This window comes from Pseudomonas azerbaijanorientalis, assembly GCF_019139795.1.
GTDB classification, from domain to species: domain Bacteria; phylum Pseudomonadota; class Gammaproteobacteria; order Pseudomonadales; family Pseudomonadaceae; genus Aquipseudomonas; species Aquipseudomonas laurylsulfatiphila.
The window spans coordinates 4,184,185-4,206,439 of sequence record NZ_CP077078.1 but is presented as its reverse complement, the minus strand read 5'-3'; the positions used below and the strand labels follow the sequence as shown (position 1 = coordinate 4,206,439).

19 protein-coding genes are annotated in these 22,255 nt (G+C 60.2%); 10 read left to right on the top strand and 9 right to left on the bottom strand.

The genetic code is table 11. The features are described from left to right. Positions 1–15 precede the first annotated feature (15 nt). The gene (locus KSS91_RS18695; protein WP_217835717.1) at positions 16–1,218 is read left to right on the top strand and encodes an HlyD family secretion protein; all 1,203 of its coding nucleotides are present in this window, start codon (positions 16–18) and stop codon (positions 1,216–1,218) included. A 59-nt stretch (positions 1,219–1,277) separates the two neighbouring features. Continuing rightward, the gene (locus tag KSS91_RS18690; protein ID WP_217835716.1) at positions 1,278–2,807 is read left to right on the top strand and encodes a DHA2 family efflux MFS transporter permease subunit; all 1,530 of its coding nucleotides are present in this window, start codon (positions 1,278–1,280) and stop codon (positions 2,805–2,807) included. Between the two features lie 121 nt (positions 2,808–2,928). Here the strand turns inward: KSS91_RS18690 and lpxH are convergent, their stop codons facing one another. Both lpxH and KSS91_RS18680 read right to left on the bottom strand, forming a co-directional pair. Continuing rightward, positions 2,929–3,681, bottom strand: coding sequence for a UDP-2,3-diacylglucosamine diphosphatase (gene lpxH, locus KSS91_RS18685; protein ID WP_217835715.1), 753 nt, complete (start codon positions 3,679–3,681; stop codon positions 2,929–2,931). Continuing rightward, positions 3,678–4,181 carry a peptidylprolyl isomerase gene (locus KSS91_RS18680; protein WP_217835714.1) on the bottom strand — a complete coding sequence of 168 codons (504 nt, stop codon included), beginning with the start codon at positions 4,179–4,181 and terminating at the stop codon, positions 3,678–3,680. The genes lpxH and KSS91_RS18680 overlap by 4 nt, the downstream gene beginning before the upstream one ends. A gap of 250 nt (positions 4,182–4,431) precedes the next feature. On the opposite strand from KSS91_RS18680, the gene KSS91_RS18675 reads away from it, so the two are divergent. Next, positions 4,432–6,129, top strand: a complete 1,698-nt coding sequence (locus KSS91_RS18675) for a glutamine--tRNA ligase/YqeY domain fusion protein (protein ID WP_217835713.1) — start codon at positions 4,432–4,434, stop codon at positions 6,127–6,129. Between the two features lie 21 nt (positions 6,130–6,150). After that, positions 6,151–7,533, top strand: coding sequence for a cysteine--tRNA ligase (gene cysS, locus KSS91_RS18670; protein WP_217835712.1), 1,383 nt, complete (start codon positions 6,151–6,153; stop codon positions 7,531–7,533). A 212-nt stretch (positions 7,534–7,745) separates the two neighbouring features. Here cysS and KSS91_RS18665 read toward each other — a convergent pair whose 3' ends face one another. After that, the gene (locus KSS91_RS18665; RefSeq protein ID WP_217835711.1) at positions 7,746–9,578 is read right to left on the bottom strand and encodes a sigma-54-dependent Fis family transcriptional regulator; all 1,833 of its coding nucleotides are present in this window, start codon (positions 9,576–9,578) and stop codon (positions 7,746–7,748) included. Positions 9,579–9,978: 400 nt separating this feature from the next. Here KSS91_RS18665 and KSS91_RS18660 point away from each other — a divergent pair, with 400 nt between their 5' ends. Genes KSS91_RS18660 through KSS91_RS18635 form a run of 6 tightly spaced genes read left to right on the top strand, consistent with a single transcriptional unit; the run spans position 9,979 to position 15,935 of the window. Beyond that, entirely contained in the window at positions 9,979–11,073 is a 1,095-nt protein-coding gene (locus KSS91_RS18660; protein WP_015094365.1) for an ABC transporter ATP-binding protein, read from the top strand. Further along, positions 11,073–12,188, top strand: a complete 1,116-nt coding sequence (locus KSS91_RS18655; RefSeq protein ID WP_217835710.1) for an ABC transporter ATP-binding protein — start codon at positions 11,073–11,075, stop codon at positions 12,186–12,188. The genes KSS91_RS18660 and KSS91_RS18655 overlap by 1 nt, the downstream gene beginning before the upstream one ends. After that, complete coding sequence (locus KSS91_RS18650; RefSeq protein ID WP_217835709.1) at positions 12,185–13,051, top strand: carbohydrate ABC transporter permease; 867 nt, start codon at positions 12,185–12,187, stop codon at positions 13,049–13,051. The genes KSS91_RS18655 and KSS91_RS18650 overlap by 4 nt, the downstream gene beginning before the upstream one ends. A gap of 10 nt (positions 13,052–13,061) precedes the next feature. Further along, complete coding sequence (locus tag KSS91_RS18645; RefSeq protein WP_007970460.1) at positions 13,062–13,862, top strand: carbohydrate ABC transporter permease; 801 nt, start codon at positions 13,062–13,064, stop codon at positions 13,860–13,862. A gap of 10 nt (positions 13,863–13,872) precedes the next feature. Further along, a complete protein-coding gene (locus tag KSS91_RS18640) occupies positions 13,873–14,145 on the top strand; it encodes a DUF2160 domain-containing protein (protein WP_015094367.1) in 273 nt (90 codons plus the stop codon). Positions 14,146–14,192: 47 nt separating this feature from the next. Beyond that, positions 14,193–15,935 carry an ABC transporter substrate-binding protein gene (locus KSS91_RS18635; protein ID WP_015094368.1) on the top strand — a complete coding sequence of 581 codons (1,743 nt, stop codon included), beginning with the start codon at positions 14,193–14,195 and terminating at the stop codon, positions 15,933–15,935. A gap of 112 nt (positions 15,936–16,047) precedes the next feature. Here the strand turns inward: KSS91_RS18635 and KSS91_RS18630 are convergent, their stop codons facing one another. The 6 genes from KSS91_RS18630 to nuoK form a co-directional block, all read right to left on the bottom strand. Continuing rightward, a complete protein-coding gene (locus KSS91_RS18630; protein WP_217835708.1) occupies positions 16,048–16,425 on the bottom strand; it encodes a type II toxin-antitoxin system VapC family toxin in 378 nt (125 codons plus the stop codon). Further along, positions 16,422–16,757 carry a type II toxin-antitoxin system Phd/YefM family antitoxin gene (locus KSS91_RS18625; RefSeq protein ID WP_437179760.1) on the bottom strand — a complete coding sequence of 112 codons (336 nt, stop codon included), beginning with the start codon at positions 16,755–16,757 and terminating at the stop codon, positions 16,422–16,424. Before KSS91_RS18625 ends, KSS91_RS18630 begins: the two co-directional genes overlap by 4 nt. 294 nt (positions 16,758–17,051) lie before the next feature. Then, complete coding sequence (nuoN, locus tag KSS91_RS18620) at positions 17,052–18,515, bottom strand: NADH-quinone oxidoreductase subunit NuoN (RefSeq protein ID WP_015094370.1); 1,464 nt, start codon at positions 18,513–18,515, stop codon at positions 17,052–17,054. A gap of 7 nt (positions 18,516–18,522) precedes the next feature. After that, positions 18,523–20,055, bottom strand: coding sequence for an NADH-quinone oxidoreductase subunit M (nuoM, locus tag KSS91_RS18615; RefSeq protein ID WP_015094371.1), 1,533 nt, complete (start codon positions 20,053–20,055; stop codon positions 18,523–18,525). 39 nt (positions 20,056–20,094) lie between these two features. After that, entirely contained in the window at positions 20,095–21,948 is a 1,854-nt protein-coding gene (gene nuoL / locus KSS91_RS18610) for an NADH-quinone oxidoreductase subunit L (protein WP_217835707.1), read from the bottom strand. Continuing rightward, positions 21,945–22,253, bottom strand: coding sequence for an NADH-quinone oxidoreductase subunit NuoK (nuoK, locus tag KSS91_RS18605; protein ID WP_075947950.1), 309 nt, complete (start codon positions 22,251–22,253; stop codon positions 21,945–21,947). Before nuoK ends, nuoL begins: the two co-directional genes overlap by 4 nt. Positions 22,254–22,255: the final 2 nt, after the last annotated feature.

Genomic DNA, 22,255 nt, shown 5'->3' with positions numbered 1-22,255 from the left:
TTCAAGGTACTTGTCATGGCCACTGCCGATACAACTCAACCTCCGGAAAACACCCAAGGCAACCCCAACTCGGGCAAGCGCAAGTTCATGTTGTTGATCCTCGCTGTCGCCGTCGTGCTGAGTGGCGCGGGCGTCTGGGCTTATCACGAGTTCTACGGACGCTGGAGCGAAAGCACCGACGACGCCTATGTGAACGGCAACGTGGTGGAAATCACGCCACTGGTCACGGGCACCGTGGTCAGCATCGGCGCCGACGATGGCGATCTGGTGCATGAAGGCCAGGTGCTGGTGAACTTTGACCCGAACGACGCCGAAATCGGTCTGCAAAACGCCCGGGCCAATCTGGCGCGTACCGTGCGTCAGGTGCGTGGTCTGTACAGTGATGTGGATGGCATGAAAGCCCAGGTCAATGCGCAGAAAGCCGAAGTGCAAAAGGCTCAGGACAACTTCAGCCGGCGCAAGAACCTTGCTGCCGGCGGGGCGATTTCCCAGGAAGAGCTGTCCCACGCCCGCGACGACCTGACCTCGGCGCAAAACGCCCTGGCCAATGCCGAACAAAAGCTCAAGACCACCAGCGCGCTGGTCGATGACACCGTGGTGTCTTCGCACCCGGACGTGATGGCCGCCGCCGCACAACTGCGTCAGGCCTACCTGAACAACTCACGCAGCGTCCTGATTGCACCGGTCACCGGTTACGTGGCCAAGCGTTCGGTGCAACTGGGTCAACGCGTGCAACCGGGTACCGCGCTGATGGCGGTGATTCCGCTGGATCAGCTGTGGATCGACGCCAACTTCAAGGAAACCCAGCTGCGTGACATGCGCATTGGCCAACCGGTGGAGATCGAGACGGACCTGTACGGCAGCAGCGTGAAATACAGCGGCACCATCGACAGCCTCGGCGCCGGCACCGGCAGCGCCTTTGCCCTGCTGCCGGCGCAGAACGCCACCGGCAACTGGATCAAGATCGTGCAACGCGTGCCGGTGCGAGTCCACGTCAACGCCGAGGAGCTGGCCAAACATCCGCTGCGGGTCGGCCTGTCGACCATGGTCGATGTGGACCTGCACGACCAGAGCGGGCCGGTGCTGGCGCAACAGCCGCCGCAGAAGGCTTCGTTCAGCACCAACGTCTACGACCGTCAGCTGGCCGAGGCCGACGCGATGATCACCCGGTTGATCCACGACAACAGCGCCGCGGTCAGCAAAACCGCGCAACGCTGATTCGCCACAGGTCGCTCCCACAGGGTTAGCTGCGCCCAACTGGTTTCAAAGGATTCGCGATGAGCAATAACGCGTCTTTCACACCGCCAAGCCTGTTACTGAGCACTATCGGCCTGTCGCTGGCGACCTTCATGCAGGTGCTCGACACCACCATCGCCAACGTGGCGTTGCCGACGATCTCCGGCAACCTGGGTGTGAGTTCGGAGCAGGGCACCTGGGTCATCACTTCGTTTGCGGTGAGCAATGCCATCGCCTTGCCGTTGACCGGTTGGCTCAGTCGGCGTTTTGGCGAGGTGAAGCTGTTTGTCTGGGCGACACTGCTGTTCGTGCTGGCCTCGTTCCTGTGCGGGATTTCCACCTCGATGCCCGAGCTGGTGGGCTTCCGGGTGCTGCAAGGGGTGGTGGCGGGGCCGTTGTACCCGATGACCCAGACATTGCTGATCGCGGTTTATCCGCCAGCGAAGCGGGGGCTGGCCCTGGCGTTGCTGGCGATGGTCACGGTGGTCGCGCCGATTGCCGGGCCGATCCTCGGCGGCTGGATCACCGACAGCTACAGCTGGCCGTGGATTTTCTTCATCAACGTGCCGATTGGCCTGTTCGCGGCATGGGTGGTCACCCAGCAGATGAAAAAGCGCCCGGTGGTCACCAGCCGCCAGCCGATGGATTACGTCGGTCTGATCGCACTGATTATCGGTGTCGGGGCGCTGCAGATCGTGCTCGACAAGGGTAACGATGCCGACTGGTTCGAATCGAGCTTCATCGTGATCGGCAGTGTGATTTCGGTGGTGGCCCTGGCGTTCTTCGTGATCTGGGAAATGACCGATGAACACCCGGTGGTCAACTTGCGTCTGTTCGCCCACCGCAACTTCCGCTACGGCACCATTGTGCTGATCCTGGGCTATGCCGGGTTCTTCGGGATCAACCTGATTCTGCCGCAGTGGCTGCAGACACGCTTGGGCTACACCGCGACCTGGGCCGGTTTTGCCGTGGCGCCGCTGGGGATCCTGCCGGTGTTGCTGGCACCCTTTGTTGGCAAATACGCACCGAAATTCGATATGCGGTTACTGGCAGGTGGTGCGTTCCTGGCCATTGGTCTCAGTTGCTTCATGCGCGCCGGGTTCACCAATGAAGTGGATTTCCAGCACATCGCCCTGGTGCAGCTGTTCATGGGGATAGGCGTGGCGCTGTTCTTCATGCCGACCCTGACCATCCTGCTCTCGGACCTGCCGCCGAGCCAGATTGCCGACGGTTCCGGGTTGGCGACGTTCTTGCGGACCCTGGGCGGTAGTTTCGCGGCGTCGCTGACCACCTGGATCTGGATTCGTCGTGCCGACCAGCACCATGCCTACCTGACCGAAAGCATCACCCCGTTCGACCCGGCGACCCGCGAAGCACTGAGCAACCTGGGCGGGGCGGGGGCCAAGGCCTATACGCAATTGGATCAGATGGTGATCAGCCAGGCCTACATCATGTCCACGGTGGATTACTTCACCTTGCTGGGCTGGATGTTCCTGGGGCTGATCCTGATCGTGTGGCTGGCCAGGCCGCCGTTTACGGCGAAGGCCGGGCCTGCGGCCTCGGGACACTAAGGCAACACATAACCTGTGGGAGCGGGCTTGCCCGCGAAGGCGGCGGATCAGTCATACAGATGTCGACTGACACTCCCTCTTCGCGGGCAAGCCCGCTCCCACAGGTTTTTGTGTTCGGCTGTTAGTTCGCGGGTGCTGCCAGTTGCGGCGGCGGTACGAAGTCGAACGGCGCCAGCGCAAACCCTTGTTCGTCCACCTGCAACGCCCAACCCTGACGATCCCAATCCCCCAGCACAATGCGCCGGGCTGCCTGGTCGCCCAACTGCAACTTGTGGATCGCCGGACGATGGGTATGCCCGTGGATCAAGGTCTTCACCCCGAACTCCTGCATGATCCGCGGAATCTCTTCGGGCGTGACGTCGACGATGTCATTGGCCTTCATCCGCACCTGGGCACGGCTTTCACTGCGCAGCTTGCGTGCCAGCTTGTGCCGGGTGCGCAAGGGCAGGTTGCGCAGGATGAACAGGGTGATCGGGTTGCGCAGGTAGCGGCGCAGCTTCATATAGCCTTCGTCGCGGGTGCACAGGCTGTCGCCGTGCATCAGCAGCACCGGCTCGCCGTTGAATTGCACGACACTCGGGTCTTTCAGCAGGGTGCAGCCGGCCTGCTTGCAGAAGGCCTTGCCGAGCATGAAATCGCGATTGCCGTGCATCAGGAAAATGGCCGTGCCGCTGTCGCTGAGGTCGCGCAGGGCCTGGCAGATGGAACGCTGGAAGGGCGTCATGGCGTCGTCGCCAATCCACACCTCGAAAAAGTCGCCCAAAATGTACAACGCACTCGCCGAGCGGGCGCGTCCGGCGAGCAAATCCAGAAACGCCCGGGTAATGTCCGGGCGCTCCTCTTCCAGATGTAAATCTGAAATCAGCAATATCACTCAATGATCTCGGCTTTCTCGATGATCACGTCGTCTGCCGGTACGTCCTGGTGGCCGGCCTTGGAAGTGGTGGCCACGCCTTTGATCTTGTCGACAACGTCGGTGCCGGCGGTCACTTTACCGAATACTGCGTAGCCCCAGCCTTGAACGTTCTTGCCGCTGTGGTTGAGGAAGCTGTTGTCCGCCACGTTGATGAAGAACTGTGCGGAAGCCGAATGCGGCTCCATGGTGCGGGCCATGGCGATGGTGTACTTGTCGTTGGAAAGACCGTTGTCGGCTTCGTTCTGGATGCTTGGACGCTTGTCTTTCTTTTCTTTCATGCCTGGCTCGAAACCGCCGCCCTGGATCATGAAGTTGCCGATGACGCGGTGGAAAACGGTGTTTTCGTAGTGACCGGCTTTAACGTACTCGATGAAGTTGGCCACGGTGATCGGGGCTTTGTCGGCGTTCAGTTCGATGACGATGTCGCCGAAGTTGGTAGTCAGTTTGACTTGGGTCATGATCGTTACTCACTTAAGGAATTCGTGGTGTTGGAACAGCATGTCCCGCCACCGGTTCAGCCTTTTTGGCCAAGGTGCGCAGTTTAGCGTGCCAGACGCGAATTTCGAGGCAGTTTTTTCATTTGCGGCCCATTAAATGCGACGGTTTACAGAGTGCGCTCTGTCAGGCACTTGACGGCATCGGCTATGATAGCGGCTTTGTTTTGTCCGGCCTTCATTACGGCCACGCACTTGTACGTTCAAGGATCCTATGAGCAAGCCCACTGTCGACCCTACCTCGAATGCCAAGACCGGCCCAGCCGTGCCGGTCAACTTCCTGCGGCCGATCATCCAGGCAGACCTGGACTCGGGCAAGCACACGCAGATCGTCACCCGTTTCCCGCCTGAGCCCAACGGCTACCTGCACATCGGCCATGCCAAGTCGATCTGTGTGAACTTCGGCCTGGCCCAGGAGTTCGGCGGCGTCACGCACCTGCGTTTCGACGACACCAACCCGGCCAAGGAAGACCAGGAATACATCGACGCGATCGAAAGCGACGTCAAATGGCTGGGCTTCGAGTGGTCCGGTGAAGTGCGCTACGCCTCGCAATATTTCGACCAGTTGCACGACTGGGCAGTGGAGCTGATCAAATCCGGCAATGCCTACGTCGATGACCTGACTCCGGAGCAAGCCAAGGAATACCGTGGCAGCCTGACCGAACCTGGCAAGAACAGCCCGTTCCGCGACCGCAGCGTCGAAGAGAACCTGGAGCTGTTCGCCCGCATGAAAGCCGGCGAGTTCCCGGACGGCGCACGCGTACTGCGGGCCAAGATCGACATGGCCTCGCCGAACATGAACCTGCGCGACCCGATCATGTATCGCATCCGTCACGCTCACCACCACCAGACCGGTGACAAGTGGTGCATCTACCCGAACTACGACTTCACCCACGGTCAGTCGGACGCCATCGAAGGCATCACCCACTCGATCTGCACCCTGGAGTTCGAAAGCCACCGTCCGCTGTACGAGTGGTTCCTCGAGCATCTGCCGGTTCCGGCCAACCCGCGCCAGTACGAGTTCAGCCGCCTGAACCTGAACTACACCATCACCAGCAAGCGCAAGCTCAAGCAGCTGGTTGATGAAAAGCACGTCAACGGCTGGGACGACCCGCGCATGTCCACGCTGTCGGGTTTCCGCCGCCGTGGCTACACGCCGAAATCGATCCGCAACTTCTGCGAAATGATCGGCACCAACCGTTCCGACGGCGTGGTGGACTTCGGCATGCTCGAGTTCAGCATCCGTGACGACCTCGACCAGAGCGCCCCGCGTGCCATGTGCGTGCTGCGTCCGCTGAAAGTCGTGATCACCAACTACCCGCAAGGCCAGGTCGAGAACCTCGAACTGCCGTGCCACCCGAAAGAAGACATGGGCGTGCGCGCTTTGCCGTTCGCCCGTGAAATCTACATCGACCGTGAAGACTTCATGGAAGAGCCGCCGAAGGGCTACAAGCGCCTGGAGCCGGCCGGTGAAGTGCGTCTGCGTGGCAGCTACGTGATCCGCGCCGACGAAGCGATCAAGGACGCCGATGGCAACATCGTCGAACTGCGCTGCTCGTACGATCCGGACACCCTGGGCAAGAACCCGGAAGGCCGCAAGGTCAAAGGCGTGATCCACTGGGTGCCGGCCGCGGCCAGCGTCGAGTGCGAAGTGCGTCTGTACGATCGCCTGTTCCGTTCGCCGAACCCGGAGAAGGCCGAAGACAGCGCCAGTTTCCTGGACAACATCAACCCTGACTCGCTGCAGGTACTCACCGGTTGTCGTGCCGAGCCTTCGTTGGGCAATGCACAGCCGGAAGACCGTTTCCAGTTCGAGCGCGAAGGTTATTTCGTCGCCGATCTCAAGGACTCGAAACCAGGTCAGCCGGTATTCAACCGCACCGTGACCCTTCGTGATTCGTGGGGCCAGTGATTCAGCGTCAAGGGAAATAACGTGCTAACGATCTACAACACGCTCACCAAGAGCAAAGAAGTCTTCAAGCCGCTCGATGGCAACAATGTGCGCATGTACGTGTGCGGCATGACCGTGTACGACTACTGCCACATCGGCCACGGCCGCAGCATGGTCGCGTTCGACCTTGTGACCCGCTGGTTGCGCTTCAGTGGCTACAACCTGACTTATGTGCGCAACATCACCGACATTGAAGACAAGATCATCAATCGGGCCCGGGAGAACGGCGAGCCGTTCGACGCATTGACCGAGCGTATGATCACCGCCATGCATGAGGACGAGGCACGCCTCAACATCCTCAAGCCGGACATGGAACCGCGTGCCACCGATCACATCCCGGGCATGCTGAGCATGATCCAGACCCTGATCGACAAGGGTTATGCCTACGCCCCGGGCAACGGCGACGTGTACTACCGCGTCGCCAAGTTCATGGGCTACGGCAAGCTGTCGCGCAAGAAGATCGAAGACCTGCGCATCGGCGCGCGCATCGAAGTCGACGAGTCCAAGCAGGACCCGCTGGACTTCGTACTGTGGAAAGCCACCAAGCCGGGCGAGCCGAGCTGGGATTCGCCGTGGGGCGCCGGGCGTCCGGGCTGGCACATCGAATGCTCGGTGATGTCGACCTGCTGCCTGGGCGAAACCTTCGACATTCATGGCGGCGGCAGCGATCTTGAGTTCCCGCATCACGAAAACGAAATCGCCCAGAGCGAAGCGGCCACCGGCAAGACCTACGCCAACGCGTGGATGCATTGCGGCATGATCCGTATCAATGGCGAGAAGATGTCCAAGTCCTTGAACAACTTCTTCACCATCCGCGACGTACTCGACAAGTACCACCCGGAAGTCGTGCGTTACCTGCTGGTGTCGAGCCACTACCGCAGCGCGATCAACTATTCGGAAGACAACCTCAAGGACGCCAAGGGCGCCCTGGAGCGTTTCTACCACGCGTTGAAAGGCCTGCCGAACGTGGCGCCTGCCGGCGGCGAAGCCTTCGTCGAGCGTTTCACCCAGGTGATGAACGACGACTTCGGCACGCCGGAAGCCTGCGCGGTGCTGTTCGAGATGGTCCGCGAGATCAACCGTCTGCGCGAGAGCGATCTCAATGCAGCGGCCGGCCTGGCGGCGCGTCTGAAAGAACTGGCCAGCGTGCTGGGTGTGTTGCAGCTCGAAGCCGATGACTTCCTGCAGGCCGGTGCCGAAGGGCGGGTGGATGCAGCCCAAGTCGAGGTGCTGATTGCAGCTCGCCTGGCGGCACGTGCCGGCAAGGACTGGGCCGAATCCGACCGCATCCGCGACCAGCTCACCGCCATGGGCGTGGTGCTGGAAGACGGCAAGGGCGGCACGACCTGGCGTCTGGCTGACTGACAGCGGCTGTATTGGCTAAAAAAAACAAAACCCGCCTTGTGCGGGTTTTTGTTTTTCGGGGGGGGGGCTGTTCGTTCTTTGGCGACAGGACTGACGCCTTCGCGGGCAAGCCCGCTCCCACAGTTGATCTTTGGTGTGTTTGAGTTTTGAGTACAACGCAAATCCAATGTGGGAGCGGGCTTGCTCGCGAAGAGGCCCATTCGGCCAACTTGTCATTCAGCCTGGCGCAACCGCTTGTACAGGGTATTGCGGCTAACCCCCAACAGCCGCGCCAGATACGAAATATTCCCCCCGACCGCCTGCAACTGCCGATTCAGTGCTTCCACATCATTCAAGTCGATGCCCAGCGGCTCCGGCGTCTCCACCGGTTCCATCTCCAGGTCGACAAAAAAATCATCCGGCAAGTGCTCTGCTCGCACCGGCTGTTCCTCGGCCATGGCCAGGGCCACCTGGATCACGCTGCTGACCTGGCGCAAGTTGCCCGGCCACGGGTGGCGGCTGAATAACGCCATCACTTCCTGGCTCAAACCGGCCCATTGCGCCGGTTCACGGTGCTGCTCCCACAGGCGTTTGAACAGTGCCTCCTTATCGCTGCGCTCACGCAGGGGCGGCAGTTCCAGGGTCAGGCCGCCGATGCGGTAGTACAAGTCTTCACGAAACCGCCCCAGCTGTACTTGTTCGCGCAGCGAGCGATTGGTCGCTGAAATGATGCGCAAGTCCACAGGGAACAAATCGCTGCTGCCCACTGGCTGAACGCAACGTTCCTGCAACACCCGCAACAGTCGCGCCTGTGTCGGCAGTGGCATGTCACCGATTTCGTCGAGAAACAGCGTGCCTTTGTCAGCCTTGCGGATCAGCCCGATGCTACCTTTCTGGTTGGCGCCGGTGAACGCGCCTTTCTCATAACCGAATAACTCGGATTCCACCAGTTCGGCGGGAATCGCCGCACAGTTGACGGCGATGAGTGCTTGTTTGCTGCGTGAGCTGGCGTGGTGCAGGGCTTTGACGAACACTTCCTTGCCGACCCCGGTTTCACCATGGATCAGCAGTGGAATGTCTTTTTCCAGCAAGCGTTCGGCTTGGCGCACGGCTTTTTCCACGCGGCTGTCGCCGAAATGCAGGGTGTTGAGGCTGATGGCCGCGGGTTTAGCTACAACCGGCTCGGTGAACACTCGGGGTTGAATGGATGCCTGTTTCGGCCGCTTCAGCAGGCACTGGAAGCGGTTGCGTCCTGAGGCTTGCAAGGCGAAGGGCAGGCCTTCGGGCTGATTGAGCAGTTCCAGCAGCGAGACCTTGAACAGGCTCTCGACACTGACCCGCGACAGGCTGATGCCCAGCAGATTGTCGGCCCGGCGATTGGCCGACAGCACCTGGCCGCTTTCATCGAAAATCAGCAAGCCGGCCCATTGGCTGTCGAGGTTGTTCAGCCCGGTATTGAACGTCAACTGGAAATGCTGGCCATGGAACAGGTTGAGGATCAGCCGGTTTTCCACGGTCTGGCTCATCATCTTGACCATGCCCAGGGTATGGGATGGCGGCAGGTAGCTGTCGCTGGACACGTCCAGCACCGCGATCACCTTGCGCTCGGCATCGAAAATCGGCGCAGCGGAACCGGTCATGAAGCGGTTGGCCTTGAGGAAATGTTCGTCGTGTTCGATGTGCACGGCCTGTTCACAGGCCAGGGCGGTGCCAATGGCGTTGGTGCCGGTGCAACGTTCCACCCAGCTGGCGCCGGCGCTGAAACCCCGGGCCAGTTTCGGCTCGATAAAGCGCTGGGTGCCCCACGATGTAAGCACCTGGCCCTGATGGTCGGCGAGCATGATCAGGCAATTTGAATTGCTCAGGATGTTCTCATAGTAGGGCAGCACTTCCTGATGGGTGGTTTGCACCAGTGAATGCTGGCTCTCCAGCAGTTGCGCGATGCCCGCAGCCGGCAATTGATCGAATGCCGGCGCGCTCTGATGACTGAGGCCGAACGCGCGGCAACGCGACCAGGAGTCCTGGATGATGGCGTCGTGGGACAGCGGCAGGGCAGGTGCGGCCATGGCAGTCGATCTCTGAACAAGACTTTATTGTTGTTATGGGTAGTTCTGCAGCGCGATGAACTTCATGTGGGAGCGGGCTTGCTCGCGAAGGCGGCGGCACATTCAACATCAATGTGACTGTCAGACCGCTTTCGCGAGCAAGCCCGCTCCCACAGGTTTTGCATTTATTTCAGGTATCAGGAAAGGCAAAACGCATCCGTAGAGTGTTGTTCACTATTGTTCACTGTCAATGGGTGAACTGTTCAATTGTTCATTTCAGATTGTTCATTTGTGTTCAGCAACGAACGTCGACGGCCCGTTGTTTTCACTAATTTCAAGCTGAATCAACGGCTTGGGATTTTTGGCACGGATGTCGCTTTATCGCTCCGGTCGCTTGATACCAATAATAAAAGGCCGAGCCATGTCACTCACCCTGGAGCACGTCAGCCGCACCGTCGAGGGCCAGACCTGGATCGACGATGCCAACCTGAGTTTTGAACCCGGTTCCTTCAACGTTTTGCTGGGAAGAACCCTGTCCGGCAAAACCAGCCTGATGCGCCTGATGGCCGGTCTGGACAAGCCCGACAGCGGCCGCATCCTGATGAACGGCGTCGACGTTACCCAACGGCCGGTGCGCTTGCGCAATGTGTCGATGGTTTATCAGCAATTCATCAATTACCCGACCATGACGGTGTTCGACAACATCGCCTCGCCGCTGCGCCAGGCCGGAGTATCCAGCGAGCTGATCCAGAGCAAGGTGCTGGAAACCGCGAAGATGCTGCGCATCGAAAAATTTCTGAAGCGTTATCCGCTGGAGCTTTCCGGTGGTCAGCAACAACGCACGGCCATGGCCCGGGCGCTGGTCAAGGATGCCGAGTTGATCCTGTTCGACGAGCCGCTGGTCAACCTCGACTACAAGTTGCGCGAGGAACTGCGCCAGGAAATGCGCGAGCTGTTCAAGGCGCGCCATACCATCGCAATCTATGCCACCACCGAACCCAACGAGGCCCTGGCCCTGGGCGGCACCACCACCATTCTTCACGAAGGGCGGGTGATCCAGAGCGGCCAGTCGTCTTCGGTCTATCACCAGCCGCAAACCGTGCTGGCGGCGGAGCTGTTCTCCGAACCGCCGATCAACCTGATGCCGGGGCGCATTGCCGGCAACGAAGTGAGTTTCGCCAACTTCGTGCACTTTCCGCTGAACGTCGATTTGCGCCCGGTGGGCGAGGGCGAGTTCCGTTTCGGCGTGCGACCCAGCCATATCTCGCTGGTGCCGAGCAATGACGATGACCTCGAACTGGCAGTGACCGTCGAGGTGGCCGAGATCAGCGGCTCGGAAACCTTCCTCCACGTGCGCAACGAGCATTTCCTGCTGGTGCTGCACTTGCCGGGTGTTCACGAATACGACGTCGATGCGCCGATCCGTATCTACATCCCGACCCATAAACTGTTTGTGTTCGATACGCAGGGCCGGCTGGTGCAGGCGCCGGGCCAGCGTGTCGCGAGGGTAGCCTGATGGCCGAAATCCGTTTGCAGAACCTCGCCCACAGCTACACCAAAACCCCGGTGGGACCCGAAGACTACGCGATCCGCGAGATGGACCACATCTGGGAGCAGGGCGGCGCCTACGCGTTGCTCGGTCCGTCGGGCTGTGGCAAATCAACCTTGCTCAACATTATTTCCGGGCTGCTCAGCCCGTCCCAGGGTCATGTGCTGTTCGACGGCAAAGCGGTCAACGACCTGACGCCGGAGAAGCGCAACATTGCCCAGGTTTTCCAGTTCCCGGTGGTCTACGACACCATGACGGTGTTCGACAACCTGGCCTTCCCGCTGCGTAACCAGGGCATGGCCGAGGCAAGAATTCATACCAAGGTGCAGGAAATCGCCGAGGTCCTCGACCTGCAGAACCTGCTGGGCAAAAAGGCGCGCAACCTCACCGCCGACGAAAAACAGAAAGTCTCCATGGGCCGCGGGCTGGTGCGCGACGATGTGTCGGCGATCCTGTTCGATGAACCACTGACGGTGATCGACCCGCACCTGAAGTGGAAGCTGCGACGCAAGCTCAAGCAGATCCACGAGCAGTTCAACATCACCATGGTCTATGTCACCCACGATCAGCTGGAGGCCTCGACCTTCGCCGACAAGATTGCGGTGATGTACGGCGGGCAGATCGTGCAATTCGGCACACCACGGGAATTGTTCGAGCGCCCGAGCCACACCTTTGTCGGCTACTTCATCGGCAGCCCGGGGATGAACCTGATCGAGGTGCAGCCGCAACCGGGTGGCGTCGGGTTCGCTTCGACCCACCTGCCGCTGTCCGAGGCCATGCAGCAACGCATCGCCGAATCCGAATGGAAAACCCTGAAGGTCGGCATTCGCCCGGAGTTCGTCCATGTGTGGGACGAAGCCTTTGATGACGCGCTACGGGCACAGGTCGTACACGTCGAGGACCTGGGTACCTACAAGATCATGACCCTCAACCTCGACGGCGCCACCCTGAAAGTGCGCCTGGCCGAAGACAAACCGGTGCCGCAAGGCACGGCCTACATCAGTTTTCCGGCGCAGTGGTTGATGGTGTACGCCGATGATTTCCTGCTCGAAGCCCATGCCAACCAGGAGGCGCAGCCATGAACAAGGTGCAGAACAACAAGGCCTGGTGGCTGGTGCTGCCGGTGTTCCTGCTGGTGGCGTTCAGTGCGGTGATCCCGATGATGACCGTGGTCAACTATTCGGTGCAGGACATTTTCGACCAGTCCAGCCGCTATTTCGTCGGTGCCGACTGGTACAAGCAGGTACTGCTCGACCCTCGGCTGCACGACTCTCTGCTGCGCCAGTTCATCTATTCCGCCTGCGTGTTGCTGATCGAAATTCCGCTGGGCATTGCCATCGCCCTGACCATGCCGACCAAGGGCCGCTGGTCGTCGGTGGTGCTGATCGTGCTGGCGATCCCGCTGCTGATCCCGTGGAACGTGGTCGGCACCATCTGGCAGATCTTCGGCCGCGCCGACATCGGCTTGTTGGGGGCGAGCCTCAAGGCCATGGGCATCAGCTACAACTATGCGGCGAACACCATGGACGCCTGGGTCACCGTGCTGGTGATGGACGTCTGGCACTGGACCTCGCTGGTGGCGCTGTTGTGTTTCTCCGGGTTGCGGGCGATTCCGGATGTGTATTACCAGGCGGCGCGGATCGACCGTGCCTCGGCCTGGGCGGTGTTCCGGCATATCCAGTTGCCCAAGCTCAAGAGCGTGCTGCTGATCGCGGTGATGCTGCGTTTCATGGACAGTTTCATGATCTACACCGAGCCCTTCGTACTCACCGGTGGCGGTCCGGGCAATGCCACGACCTTCCTCAGCCAGACCCTGACGCAGATGGCCGTAGGGCAATTCGACCTGGGGCCGGCTGCGGCGTTCTCGCTGGTGTACTTCCTGATCATCCTGTTGGTGTCCTGGCTGTTCTACACCGCCATGACTCACTCTGACGCCAACCGCTGAGGCCCGCGCCATGAGCAAAAGAAAGCTTATCCCCCTGCTGCTCTACATCCTGTTCCTGCTGGTGCCGATCTACTGGCTGCTGAACATGTCCTTCAAGAGCAACAGCGAAATCCTCGGCGGCCTGACGCTGTTCCCGCAGGATTTCACCCTGGCCAACTACAAGGTGATCTTCACCGACCCGAGCTGGTACACCGGCTACATCAATTCGGCGTATTACGTGAGCCTGAACACGATCATTTCCCTGACCGTGGCACTGCCGGCGGCGTATGCCTTCTCGCGTTATCGCTTCCTGGGCGACAAGCACCTGTTCTTCTGGCTGCTGACCAACCGCATGGCGCCGCCGGCGGTGTTCCTGTTGCCGTTTTTCCAGCTGTATTCGTCGATCGGGTTGTTCGACACCCATATTGCCGTGGCCCTGGCTCACTGCCTGTTCAACGTGCCGCTGGCGGTGTGGATTCTCGAAGGCTTCATGTCCGGCGTACCCAAGGAAATCGACGAAACCGCCTACATTGATGGCTACAGTTTTCCCAAGTTCTTCGTGAAGATTTTCATCCCGTTGATCGGCTCCGGCATTGGTGTGACGGCGTTCTTCTGCTTCATGTTCTCCTGGGTAGAACTGCTGCTGGCGCGAACCCTCACCTCGGTGAATGCCAAACCCATCGCGGCGGTGATGACGCGTACGGTTTCGGCATCCGGTATCGACTGGGGCGTACTGGCAGCGGCGGGGGTGTTGACCATCCTGCCGGGCATGCTGGTGATCTGGTTTGTTCGCAACCACGTGGCCAAGGGCTTTGCCCTGGGCCGGGTATGAGGAGCTGATGATGGAATGGATGAGTTGGACCGCCCCCACGGCGGCGTTCTTCGGCGTCATTGCCTTGATCCTGGTGGGCATGACCACCTGGGAATTGCGTTCGCCGAGCGTGCTTCGGCGAGGTTTGCTACCGATTGCCACCACCCGTGGCGATCGCTTGTTCATCGGTCTTCTCGGCAGCGCCTACCTGCATTTGCTGGTAATCGGCGTCACCGACTGGAGCATCTGGGTGGCGTTCGCGTTGTCCCTGGTGTGGCTGTTGGCTGTGATGCGTTGGGGCTAGTCGAATCGCTCGGCACTGTTGCTCCGAAACCCTATAAGGAGGTCTCTATGTTCGACAAAAACAATAAGCTGCGACATAGCATTTCATTGGCAGCCATGCTGGCACTCAGCGGTTTGAGCGCTTCGGCCTGGGCCGATGCCTACGAAGATGCCGCAAAAAAATGGATCGGCAGTGAATTCAAGCCATCCACACTGACGGCCGATCAACAGCTGGAAGAGTTGAAGTGGTTTATCAAGGCGGCGGAGCCCTTCCGCGGAATGAACATCAAGGTGGTGTCGGAAACCATCGCTACCCACGAGTACGAGTCCAAGGTGCTGGCCAAGGCCTTCACCGAGATCACCGGGATCAAGCTGACCCACGATCTGCTGCAGGAAGGCGACGTGGTGGAAAAGCTGCAGACCGTGATGCAATCGGACAAAAGCATCTATGACGGCTGGGTCAACGACTCGGACTTGATCGGTACGCACTTTCGCTACGGCAAGACCGAATCGATCACCGACCTGATGGCGAACGAAGGCAAGGACTTCACCTCGCCGACCCTCGACCTCAAGGACTTCATCGGCATTTCCTTCACCACCGCGCCGGACGGCAAGATCTACCAGTTGCCTGACCAGCAGTTCGCCAACCTGTACTGGTTCCGTGCCGACTGGTTCGAACGGGCGGACCTCAAGGCCAAGTTCAAGGAAAAGTACGGCTACGAGCTGGGCGTACCGGTGAACTGGTCGGCCTATGAAGACATTGCCAGGTTCTTCAGCGAAGACGTCAAGGAAATCGACGGCAAGCGCGTCTACGGGCACATGGACTACGGCAAGAAGGACCCGTCCCTGGGCTGGCGCTTCACCGATGCCTGGTTCTCCATGGCCGGTGGCGGCGACAAGGGCATTCCCAACGGCCTGCCGGTGGACGAGTGGGGCATTCGTGTCGAGGACTGCCACCCGGTGGGTTCCAGCGTGACCCGAGGTGGCGACACCAACGGCCCGGCGGCGGTGTTCGCCACCACCAAGTACGTCGACTGGCTGAAAAAGTACGCGCCACCGGAAGCGGCGGGTATGACCTTCTCCGAATCCGGACCGGTGCCGTCCCAGGGCAGCATCGCCCAGCAGATTTTCTGGTACACCGCCTTCACCGCCGACATGACCAAGCCAGGCCTGGCGGTGATGAACGCCGATGGCACGCCGAAATGGCGCATGGCGCCCTCACCACGGGGACCGTACTGGGAAGAGGGCATGAAACTGGGCTATCAGGACGTGGGTTCCTGGACCTTCATGAAGTCCACGCCCGAGAAGCAGAAACTGGCGGCCTGGCTCTATGCGCAGTTCGTGACCTCGAAAACCGTGTCGCTGAAGAAAACCATCGTCGGCCTGACGCCTATCCGCGAGTCGGACATCAACTCGCAAGCCATGACCGACCTGGCACCGAAACTCGGCGGCCTGGTGGAGTTCTACCGCAGCCCGGCCCGCGTGCAATGGACGCCGACCGGGACCAACGTGCCTGATTATCCTCGCCTCGCGCAGTTGTGGTGGAGCCACATCGCCGAAGCGGCCAGCGGCGACAAAACCCCGCAACAGGCACTCGACGGCCTGGCCAAGGATCAGGATGCGATCATGACCCGCCTGGAGCGTTCGAAGGCACAAGCCACCTGCGCACCGAAAATGAACCCCGAGCGCGATGCTCAGTACTGGTTCGACCAGCCGGGCGCACCGAAACCTAAACTGGAAAACGAGAAGCCTAAGGGGGAGACCGTGAGCTACAGCGAGCTGCTGAAATCTTGGGCGGATGCGCGTAAGTAAGTGTTTGGGAGTGTGAAAGACGAACGGCACCGAAAGGTGCCGTTTTCATTTGTGCTTGACCTACAGTCTTCGCGAGCAAGCCCGCTCCCACATTTGATCGGAGATGGGCTGACTAAATCAAAATAGCCAAATCCGTGTACTTGGCCACCAATGGGTCAGACGTTAGAAGTTTCATGGGTTCAGTCATCGCGGTTGCAACAATGAGGCGGTCGAACGGTTCACGATGGTGATGTTCGAGGTCTTTCACGGCAATGGCATGTTCTGAGGTCACAGGCAGTTCGATGAAACCGCTTTCGAGGCAGTACTGGCGGATTTCTTCCAGATCAACATTCAGCTTTCCCAGCCCGACCTTGATCGCCATTTCCCAGAATGTCGCTGCGCTGATGTATATGTCGGCAGCGTCTTCAATGAGCTTTCTAGCCTTTCCGGATAGTTTGGGGTCATCGCTGAGAGCCCAAAGCAAAACATGAGTGTCCAGCAGAACCCTCATTCGTGGGTTCCTTCAAAAGCATCCAGCATGTCGTCCGGCAGTGGTGCATCGAAGTCTTCAGCCAGAACCAGTTTGCCTTTCATCGCACCGATACGCTTCCCGCTGGTTTTTCCTACGGGAACAAGGCGGGCCAAGGCTCGACCATGCTTGGCAATCGTTATGATCTGGCCGGCCGCCGCATCATCGACGAGTTTGGACAGATTGTTTTTTGCTTCGGCCAACGGAACGATGATCATGATTTCTCTCCCATATTCTGGACAAATATAGCCAGAATTTTTCGGGGTGGCAAAGGCAAGCGAACCATAGGTCGGTTTCGCCATTTCATTGCACATCATCACCATCGGTTCTTGTTTCATTTGAATACTCCTGTAAGCCCGTCGCTCACATTAGCGTTCGGAGCAATCGCCGGATGTCATCAATCGCTGATCGTCAGACAAATACTTTCTGAAAAGAGGGTAGGCCATGAAGATTAAAAGATCGCAGCCAGCGGCAGCTCCTACAGGCTGTACGCCTCCCGAATGTAGGAGCTGCCGCTGGCTGCGATCTTTTGACCTTGAAAACCCCCAAACGCAAAAACGGCACCCGAAGGTGCCGTTTCTGTTTGTTACCGAGAGCCGCCTAAGCGATCAACCCGCCAGACCCGACTGTTGAACCAGGTTCAGCAGCGGTTGTGGGTACAGGCCGAGGAAGAAGGCCAGTACCGCGATGGCCAGCAGCATCACGCCGCCTGCACGTTGTTCCCAGTGCAGTTGGGCGTCGACGCGACGCAGGTTCGGTTCGATCAGGTACAGGGTGACCATCACACGCAGGTAGTAGAACACGCCGATGGCGCTGCCCAGTACCAGGGAGCCGACCAGCCACCATTGGTGCGACTCGACACCGGTGGCGATGATGTAGAACTTTCCGATGAAGCCCGCGGTCAGCGGGATACCGGCCAGGGACAGCATCATCACGGTCAGTACGGCAGTCAGGTACGGACGGCGCCAGAACAGGCCGCGGTACTCGTACAGGGCGTCTGCGTCACGACCTTTGTACGGCGAGGACATCAGGGTGATCACGCCGAAAGCGCCGAGGCTGGTGATCACGTAGGTGACCAGGTATACGCCGATGGCTTCCACGGCCAGGCCCTTGCTCGCCACCAGGGCGATCAGCAGGTAGCCGAAGTGGGCGATGGACGAGTAACCCAGCAGACGCTTGAGGTTGCTCTGGGTCAGTGCCAGCAGGTTGCCGAACAGGATCGACGCAATGGCGATGATGGTCAGCACGTCGCTCAGCACGCCGCTGCTGGCCGCTGGCGAGATCTGGAACAGGCGCACCATCACTGCGAACACGGCCACTTTGGAAGCGGTGGCCAGGAATGCTGCGACCGGTGCCGGAGCACCTTCGTAGACGTCTGGAGTCCAGAGGTGGAAGGGCACCAGCGACAGCTTGAACGCCAGGCCGATCAGCATCATGCCCAGGCCCAGTTGTGCCAGCGAGCTTGGCAGGCCGGTAGCCGCCAGCGCCTGACCGATGCCGACGAAGCTCAGGGAGCCGGAGTCTGCGTACAGCAGGGCCATACCGAACAACAGGAACGCGGAGCCGGCAGCCGACAGCACCATGTACTTGATACCGGCTTCCAGCGAACGCTTGTTGAAGAAGGCATAGGCCACCAGACCGTAGACCGGCACCGACAGCAGTTCCAGACCGATGAACAACCCGGCCAGGTGCTGCGCGCTGACCAGCACCAGGCCACCGGCGGCGGCCATCAGGATCAGCAGGTACAGTTCTTCACGGTTGCCCGGGTAACCCGTGCCGCCATCGCCGAGGTAGGCGTGGGCGAGGGTGACACAAGCGAGGGTGGCGACCAGGATCAGCGCCATGTACAAGCAAGCGAAGCTATCGATTTGCAGCAGTGGGGTCACGGCCAATGGCGCGACCTTCAAGGCTGGCAGGATCGACAGCAACGCCAGGTTCAGACCGGCCACGGACAGCAGGAAGGTCTGGGAGTGGTTGCGGCGCCAGGCAATTGCCAGCATCACCACGATGATCGTGGCGCTGGTAATCAACAGCGGCGCTAGCGCGATAAAGTGTTGAGTCGTGAATTCCATAGCGCTCTTACCGGGCCGAAGCGAGTTGAGTGAAGGCGGTGCCGAGCCATTGCTGCACGCCATGCATCGTAGCGGCAGAGGTATCGAGGAACGGTTGTGGGTAGATGCCGATGTAGACCAGCAGCGCTGCCAGACCGACCACCATGATCATTTCGCGACCGTCCATGCCATGCAGTACCGCGTCCGACTTGGCCGGGCCGAAGAAGGCACGGTGGACCATGATCAGCGAGTAGACCGAACCGAACACCAGGCCGGACGTGGCGATGATGGTGATCCAAGGGGCGATCGGGAAGGTGCCGATCAGGATCAGGAACTCACCGACGAAGTTACCGGTACCCGGCAAGCCCAGGGACGCCGCCGCGAAGAACAGGCTGAGGGCCGGCAGGTAAGCGATCTTCGACCACAGGCCACCCATTTCACGCATGTCGCGGGTGTGGGTGCGTTCGTACAGCTGGCCACTCAGGATAAAGAGTGCCGCCGCCGACAGGCCGTGGGCCAGCATCTGCATCACCGCGCCCTGCAGTGCCAGTTGGCTGCCGGAGTAGATGCCGATCAGTACGAAGCCCATGTGGGAAACGGACGAGAAGGCGATCAGACGCTTGATGTCGGTTTGCGCGAACGCCAGGAACGCACCGTAGAAGATCCCGATCAGACCCAGGGTCATGGCGATCGGCGCGAACTCGGCCGAGGCATTCGGGAACAGCGGCAGGGCGAAACGCAGCAGGCCGTAGGCAGCGGTTTTCAGCAGGATACCGGCGAGGTCGACGGAACCGGCGGTCGGCGCCTGGGCGTGAGCGTCAGGCAGCCAGGAGTGGAACGGCACCACGGGCAGCTTGACCGCAAAGGCGATGAAGAAGCCGAGCATCAGGATGTACTCGGTGGTCATCGACATCTTGGTCTTCAACAGGTCGGCGTAGTTGAAGGTAATCACGCCGGTGTCGTTGAAGTTGACCAGTACCAGGCCCAGGATCGCCACCAGCATGATCAGGCCGGAAGCCTGAGTGAAGATGAAGAACTTGGTCGCCGCGTAGATCCGGGTTTTCTTGCCGTCCGAAGAACTGTGACCCCAGAGCGCGATGAGGAAGTACATCGGCACCAGCATCATTTCCCAGAAGAAGAAGAACATGAACAGGTCGAGGGCGAGGAACACGCCGACGACACCGCCCAGGATCCACATCAGGTTCAGGTGGAAGAAGCCAACGTGACGCTGGATCTCTTTCCACGAGCAGAGTACCGAGAGGACACCCAGCAGGCCGGTCAGCATGATCATCAACAGCGACAGGCCATCGAGGGCCAGGTGCACATTGATGCCGAAGCGCTGGATCCAGACGTGCTTGAACTCAAGCGCCCAGGTCGGATCGGCACCCGGTGCCGGAGCGAATGAATAGTCACCGTTGGCCCACAGCCAGAGGCCGAGGGAAAGCAGCAGGGACATGGTGATCAGCGCAATCCAGCGGGGGAGGGTGGCGCCGAAGCGCTCACCCATCCAGCACAGCAGGCCGCCGATGAAGGGGATCAGGATTAGCCAAGGCAGAATCATGACGGGTTCGTTTCCTTTCGCAAATTCGCAAGGTTCATATCAGACCGCTACCAGCACGACGGCGCCGATGACCAGCACGGCACCAGCAGCCATCGAGGCGGCATACCAACGCAGTTGACCGGTCTCGGTACGGCTCAGGGCGGTGTGACCGCCTTTGGCCATGCGCGGGATCAGACCGATGGTCTGGTCGAGCGGGTCTTTGCGCAGGATGTGGCTGATCGCCAGGTACGGCTTGACGAACAGTTTGTCGTAGATCCAGTCGAAGCCCCAGGCAGCGAACCACCAGGCCGAAAGGACACGGCCGATGCCGCTGTTGGCGATGGCTGTCACGAAACGACGCTTGCCGAGGAACAGCAGCGCGGCCAGCAGGATACCGGCCAGGGCGATGGCGCCCGAAGCGATTTCCAGGCTGTGCTTGGCTTCGCCGCCGGCATGGCCGACGCTCTCAGGCAGTACGCCGTGCAGTGGCGGAACGATCATTGCGCCGACGAAGGTCGACAGCACGATCAGCACCGACAGTGGCAGCCAGTGGGCAATGCCGTGACCGGCGTGGGCTTCGGTCTTCGCTTCACCGTGGAACGCGATGAAGATCAGGCGGAAGGTGTAGAGCGAGGTCATGAACGCACCCACCAGACCTGCATACAGCAGACCTTCGTTACCGCTGGCAAATGCTTCCCAGAGGATTTCGTCCTTGGAGTAGAAGCCCGCGGTTACCAGTGGCAGGGCCGCCAGGGCCGCGCCGCCGACGATGAAGCTGGCGTAGGCCAGTGGCAGTTTCTTCCACAGGCCGCCCATCTTGAAGATGTCCTGCTCGTGGTGGCAGGCAACGATCACCGCACCGGATGCAAGGAACAGCAGGGCCTTGAAGAAGGCGTGGGTCATCAGGTGGAAGATCGCGCCATCCCAGGCACCGACGCCCAGGGCCAGGAACATGTAGCCGATCTGGCTCATGGTCGAGTAGGCGAGGATACGCTTGATGTCGGTCTGAACCAGGGCTGCAAAACCGGCGAGTACCAGCGTCACACCGCCGACCAGGCCAACCAGATGCAGGATTTCCGGCGCCAGGGTGAACAGGCCGTGGGTACGGGCGATCAGGTAGACACCGGCGGTCACCATGGTTGCGGCGTGGATCAGTGCCGAAACCGGAGTAGGACCGGCCATCGCGTCCGCCAGCCAGGTTTGCAGTGGCAGTTGCGCGGATTTACCGACAGCGCCGCCCAGCAGCATCAGGGTGGCCATGACCATCCAGAAGTCACCGGCCTGGAATTTCTGCGGTGCCAGCACCAGCAGTTCCTGAACGTTCAGCGTGCCCAGTTGGGCAAACAGAATGAACAGGCCGATGGCCATGAACACGTCACCGATGCGGGTCACGATGAAGGCCTTGAGTGCGGCGTTACCGTTGTTGCGGTTGCTGTAGTAGAAACCGATCAACAGGTACGAGCACAGGCCCACGCCTTCCCAGCCGAAGTACAGGAACAACAGGTTATCACCCAGCACGAGGAACAGCATGCTGGCGATGAACAGGTTGGTGTAGGCGAAGAAACGCGAGTAACCGGCTTCACCGCGCATGTACCAGGACGCGAACAGGTGGATCAGGAAGCCGACGCCGACGACCACACCCAGCATGGTCACGGACAGGCCGTCCAGGTACAGGGCGAAGTTAGGCGTGAAGCCTTCCACCGCCATCCACTGCCACAACACCTGGGTGTAGTGGCCGCCTTCCGGCGGAGCGACGTTGAATTGCCAGATCACGTAGGCAGTCACGATCGCCGACAGACCGATGGAGCCGACGCCAATCAGCGCGGCCAGGTTTTCCGAGATGCGTCCACGGGAGAACGACAGCAGCAGGAAACCGATGAGAGGGAATACGAAAGTCAGATAGAGAAGGTTCATCCGCGCATCTCACTGGCAGCGTCGATATCGAGCGTGTGGAAGCGGCGATACAGTTGCAGCAGGATCGCCAGGCCGATACTGGCCTCGGCGGCTGCCAGGCTGATCACCAGGATGAACATGACCTGTCCATCCGGTTGCGCCCAGCGGCTACCGGCAACGATGAACGCCAAGGCGGAGGCATTCATCATGACCTCCAGGCTCATCAGCACGAAAAGGATGTTGCGGCGGACCATCAGGCCGACCAGACCGAGGCAGAACAGGATGCCGGCGACTGCCAGACCATGCTCCATGGGGATAGCAGGCATCG

What these genes read in the sequence shown, in the direction of transcription:
- KSS91_RS18680 (WP_217835714.1), bottom strand. Translation starts at nt 4,181, where the DNA reads ATGACCCAAGTCAAACTGACTACCAACTTCGGCGACATCGTCATCGAA.
- KSS91_RS18675 (WP_217835713.1), top strand. Translation starts at nt 4,432, where the DNA reads ATGAGCAAGCCCACTGTCGACCCTACCTCGAATGCCAAGACCGGCCCA.
- KSS91_RS18690 (WP_217835716.1), top strand. Translation starts at nt 1,278, where the DNA reads ATGAGCAATAACGCGTCTTTCACACCGCCAAGCCTGTTACTGAGCACT.
- KSS91_RS18655 (WP_217835710.1), top strand. Translation starts at nt 11,073, where the DNA reads ATGGCCGAAATCCGTTTGCAGAACCTCGCCCACAGCTACACCAAAACC.
- KSS91_RS18630 (WP_217835708.1), bottom strand. Translation starts at nt 16,425, where the DNA reads ATGAGGGTTCTGCTGGACACTCATGTTTTGCTTTGGGCTCTCAGCGAT.
- nuoK (WP_075947950.1), bottom strand. Translation starts at nt 22,253, where the DNA reads ATGCCTGCTATCCCCATGGAGCATGGTCTGGCAGTCGCCGGCATCCTG.
- KSS91_RS18625 (WP_437179760.1), bottom strand. Translation starts at nt 16,757, where the DNA reads ATGTGCAATGAAATGGCGAAACCGACCTATGGTTCGCTTGCCTTTGCC.
- KSS91_RS18640 (WP_015094367.1), top strand. Translation starts at nt 13,873, where the DNA reads ATGGAATGGATGAGTTGGACCGCCCCCACGGCGGCGTTCTTCGGCGTC.
- KSS91_RS18650 (WP_217835709.1), top strand. Translation starts at nt 12,185, where the DNA reads ATGAACAAGGTGCAGAACAACAAGGCCTGGTGGCTGGTGCTGCCGGTG.
- nuoN (WP_015094370.1), bottom strand. Translation starts at nt 18,515, where the DNA reads ATGGAATTCACGACTCAACACTTTATCGCGCTAGCGCCGCTGTTGATT.
- KSS91_RS18660 (WP_015094365.1), top strand. Translation starts at nt 9,979, where the DNA reads ATGTCACTCACCCTGGAGCACGTCAGCCGCACCGTCGAGGGCCAGACC.
- nuoL (WP_217835707.1), bottom strand. Translation starts at nt 21,948, where the DNA reads ATGAACCTTCTCTATCTGACTTTCGTATTCCCTCTCATCGGTTTCCTG.
- KSS91_RS18645 (WP_007970460.1), top strand. Translation starts at nt 13,062, where the DNA reads ATGAGCAAAAGAAAGCTTATCCCCCTGCTGCTCTACATCCTGTTCCTG.
- KSS91_RS18695 (WP_217835717.1), top strand. Translation starts at nt 16, where the DNA reads ATGGCCACTGCCGATACAACTCAACCTCCGGAAAACACCCAAGGCAAC.
- KSS91_RS18635 (WP_015094368.1), top strand. Translation starts at nt 14,193, where the DNA reads ATGTTCGACAAAAACAATAAGCTGCGACATAGCATTTCATTGGCAGCC.
- nuoM (WP_015094371.1), bottom strand. Translation starts at nt 20,055, where the DNA reads ATGATTCTGCCTTGGCTAATCCTGATCCCCTTCATCGGCGGCCTGCTG.
- KSS91_RS18665 (WP_217835711.1), bottom strand. Translation starts at nt 9,578, where the DNA reads ATGGCCGCACCTGCCCTGCCGCTGTCCCACGACGCCATCATCCAGGAC.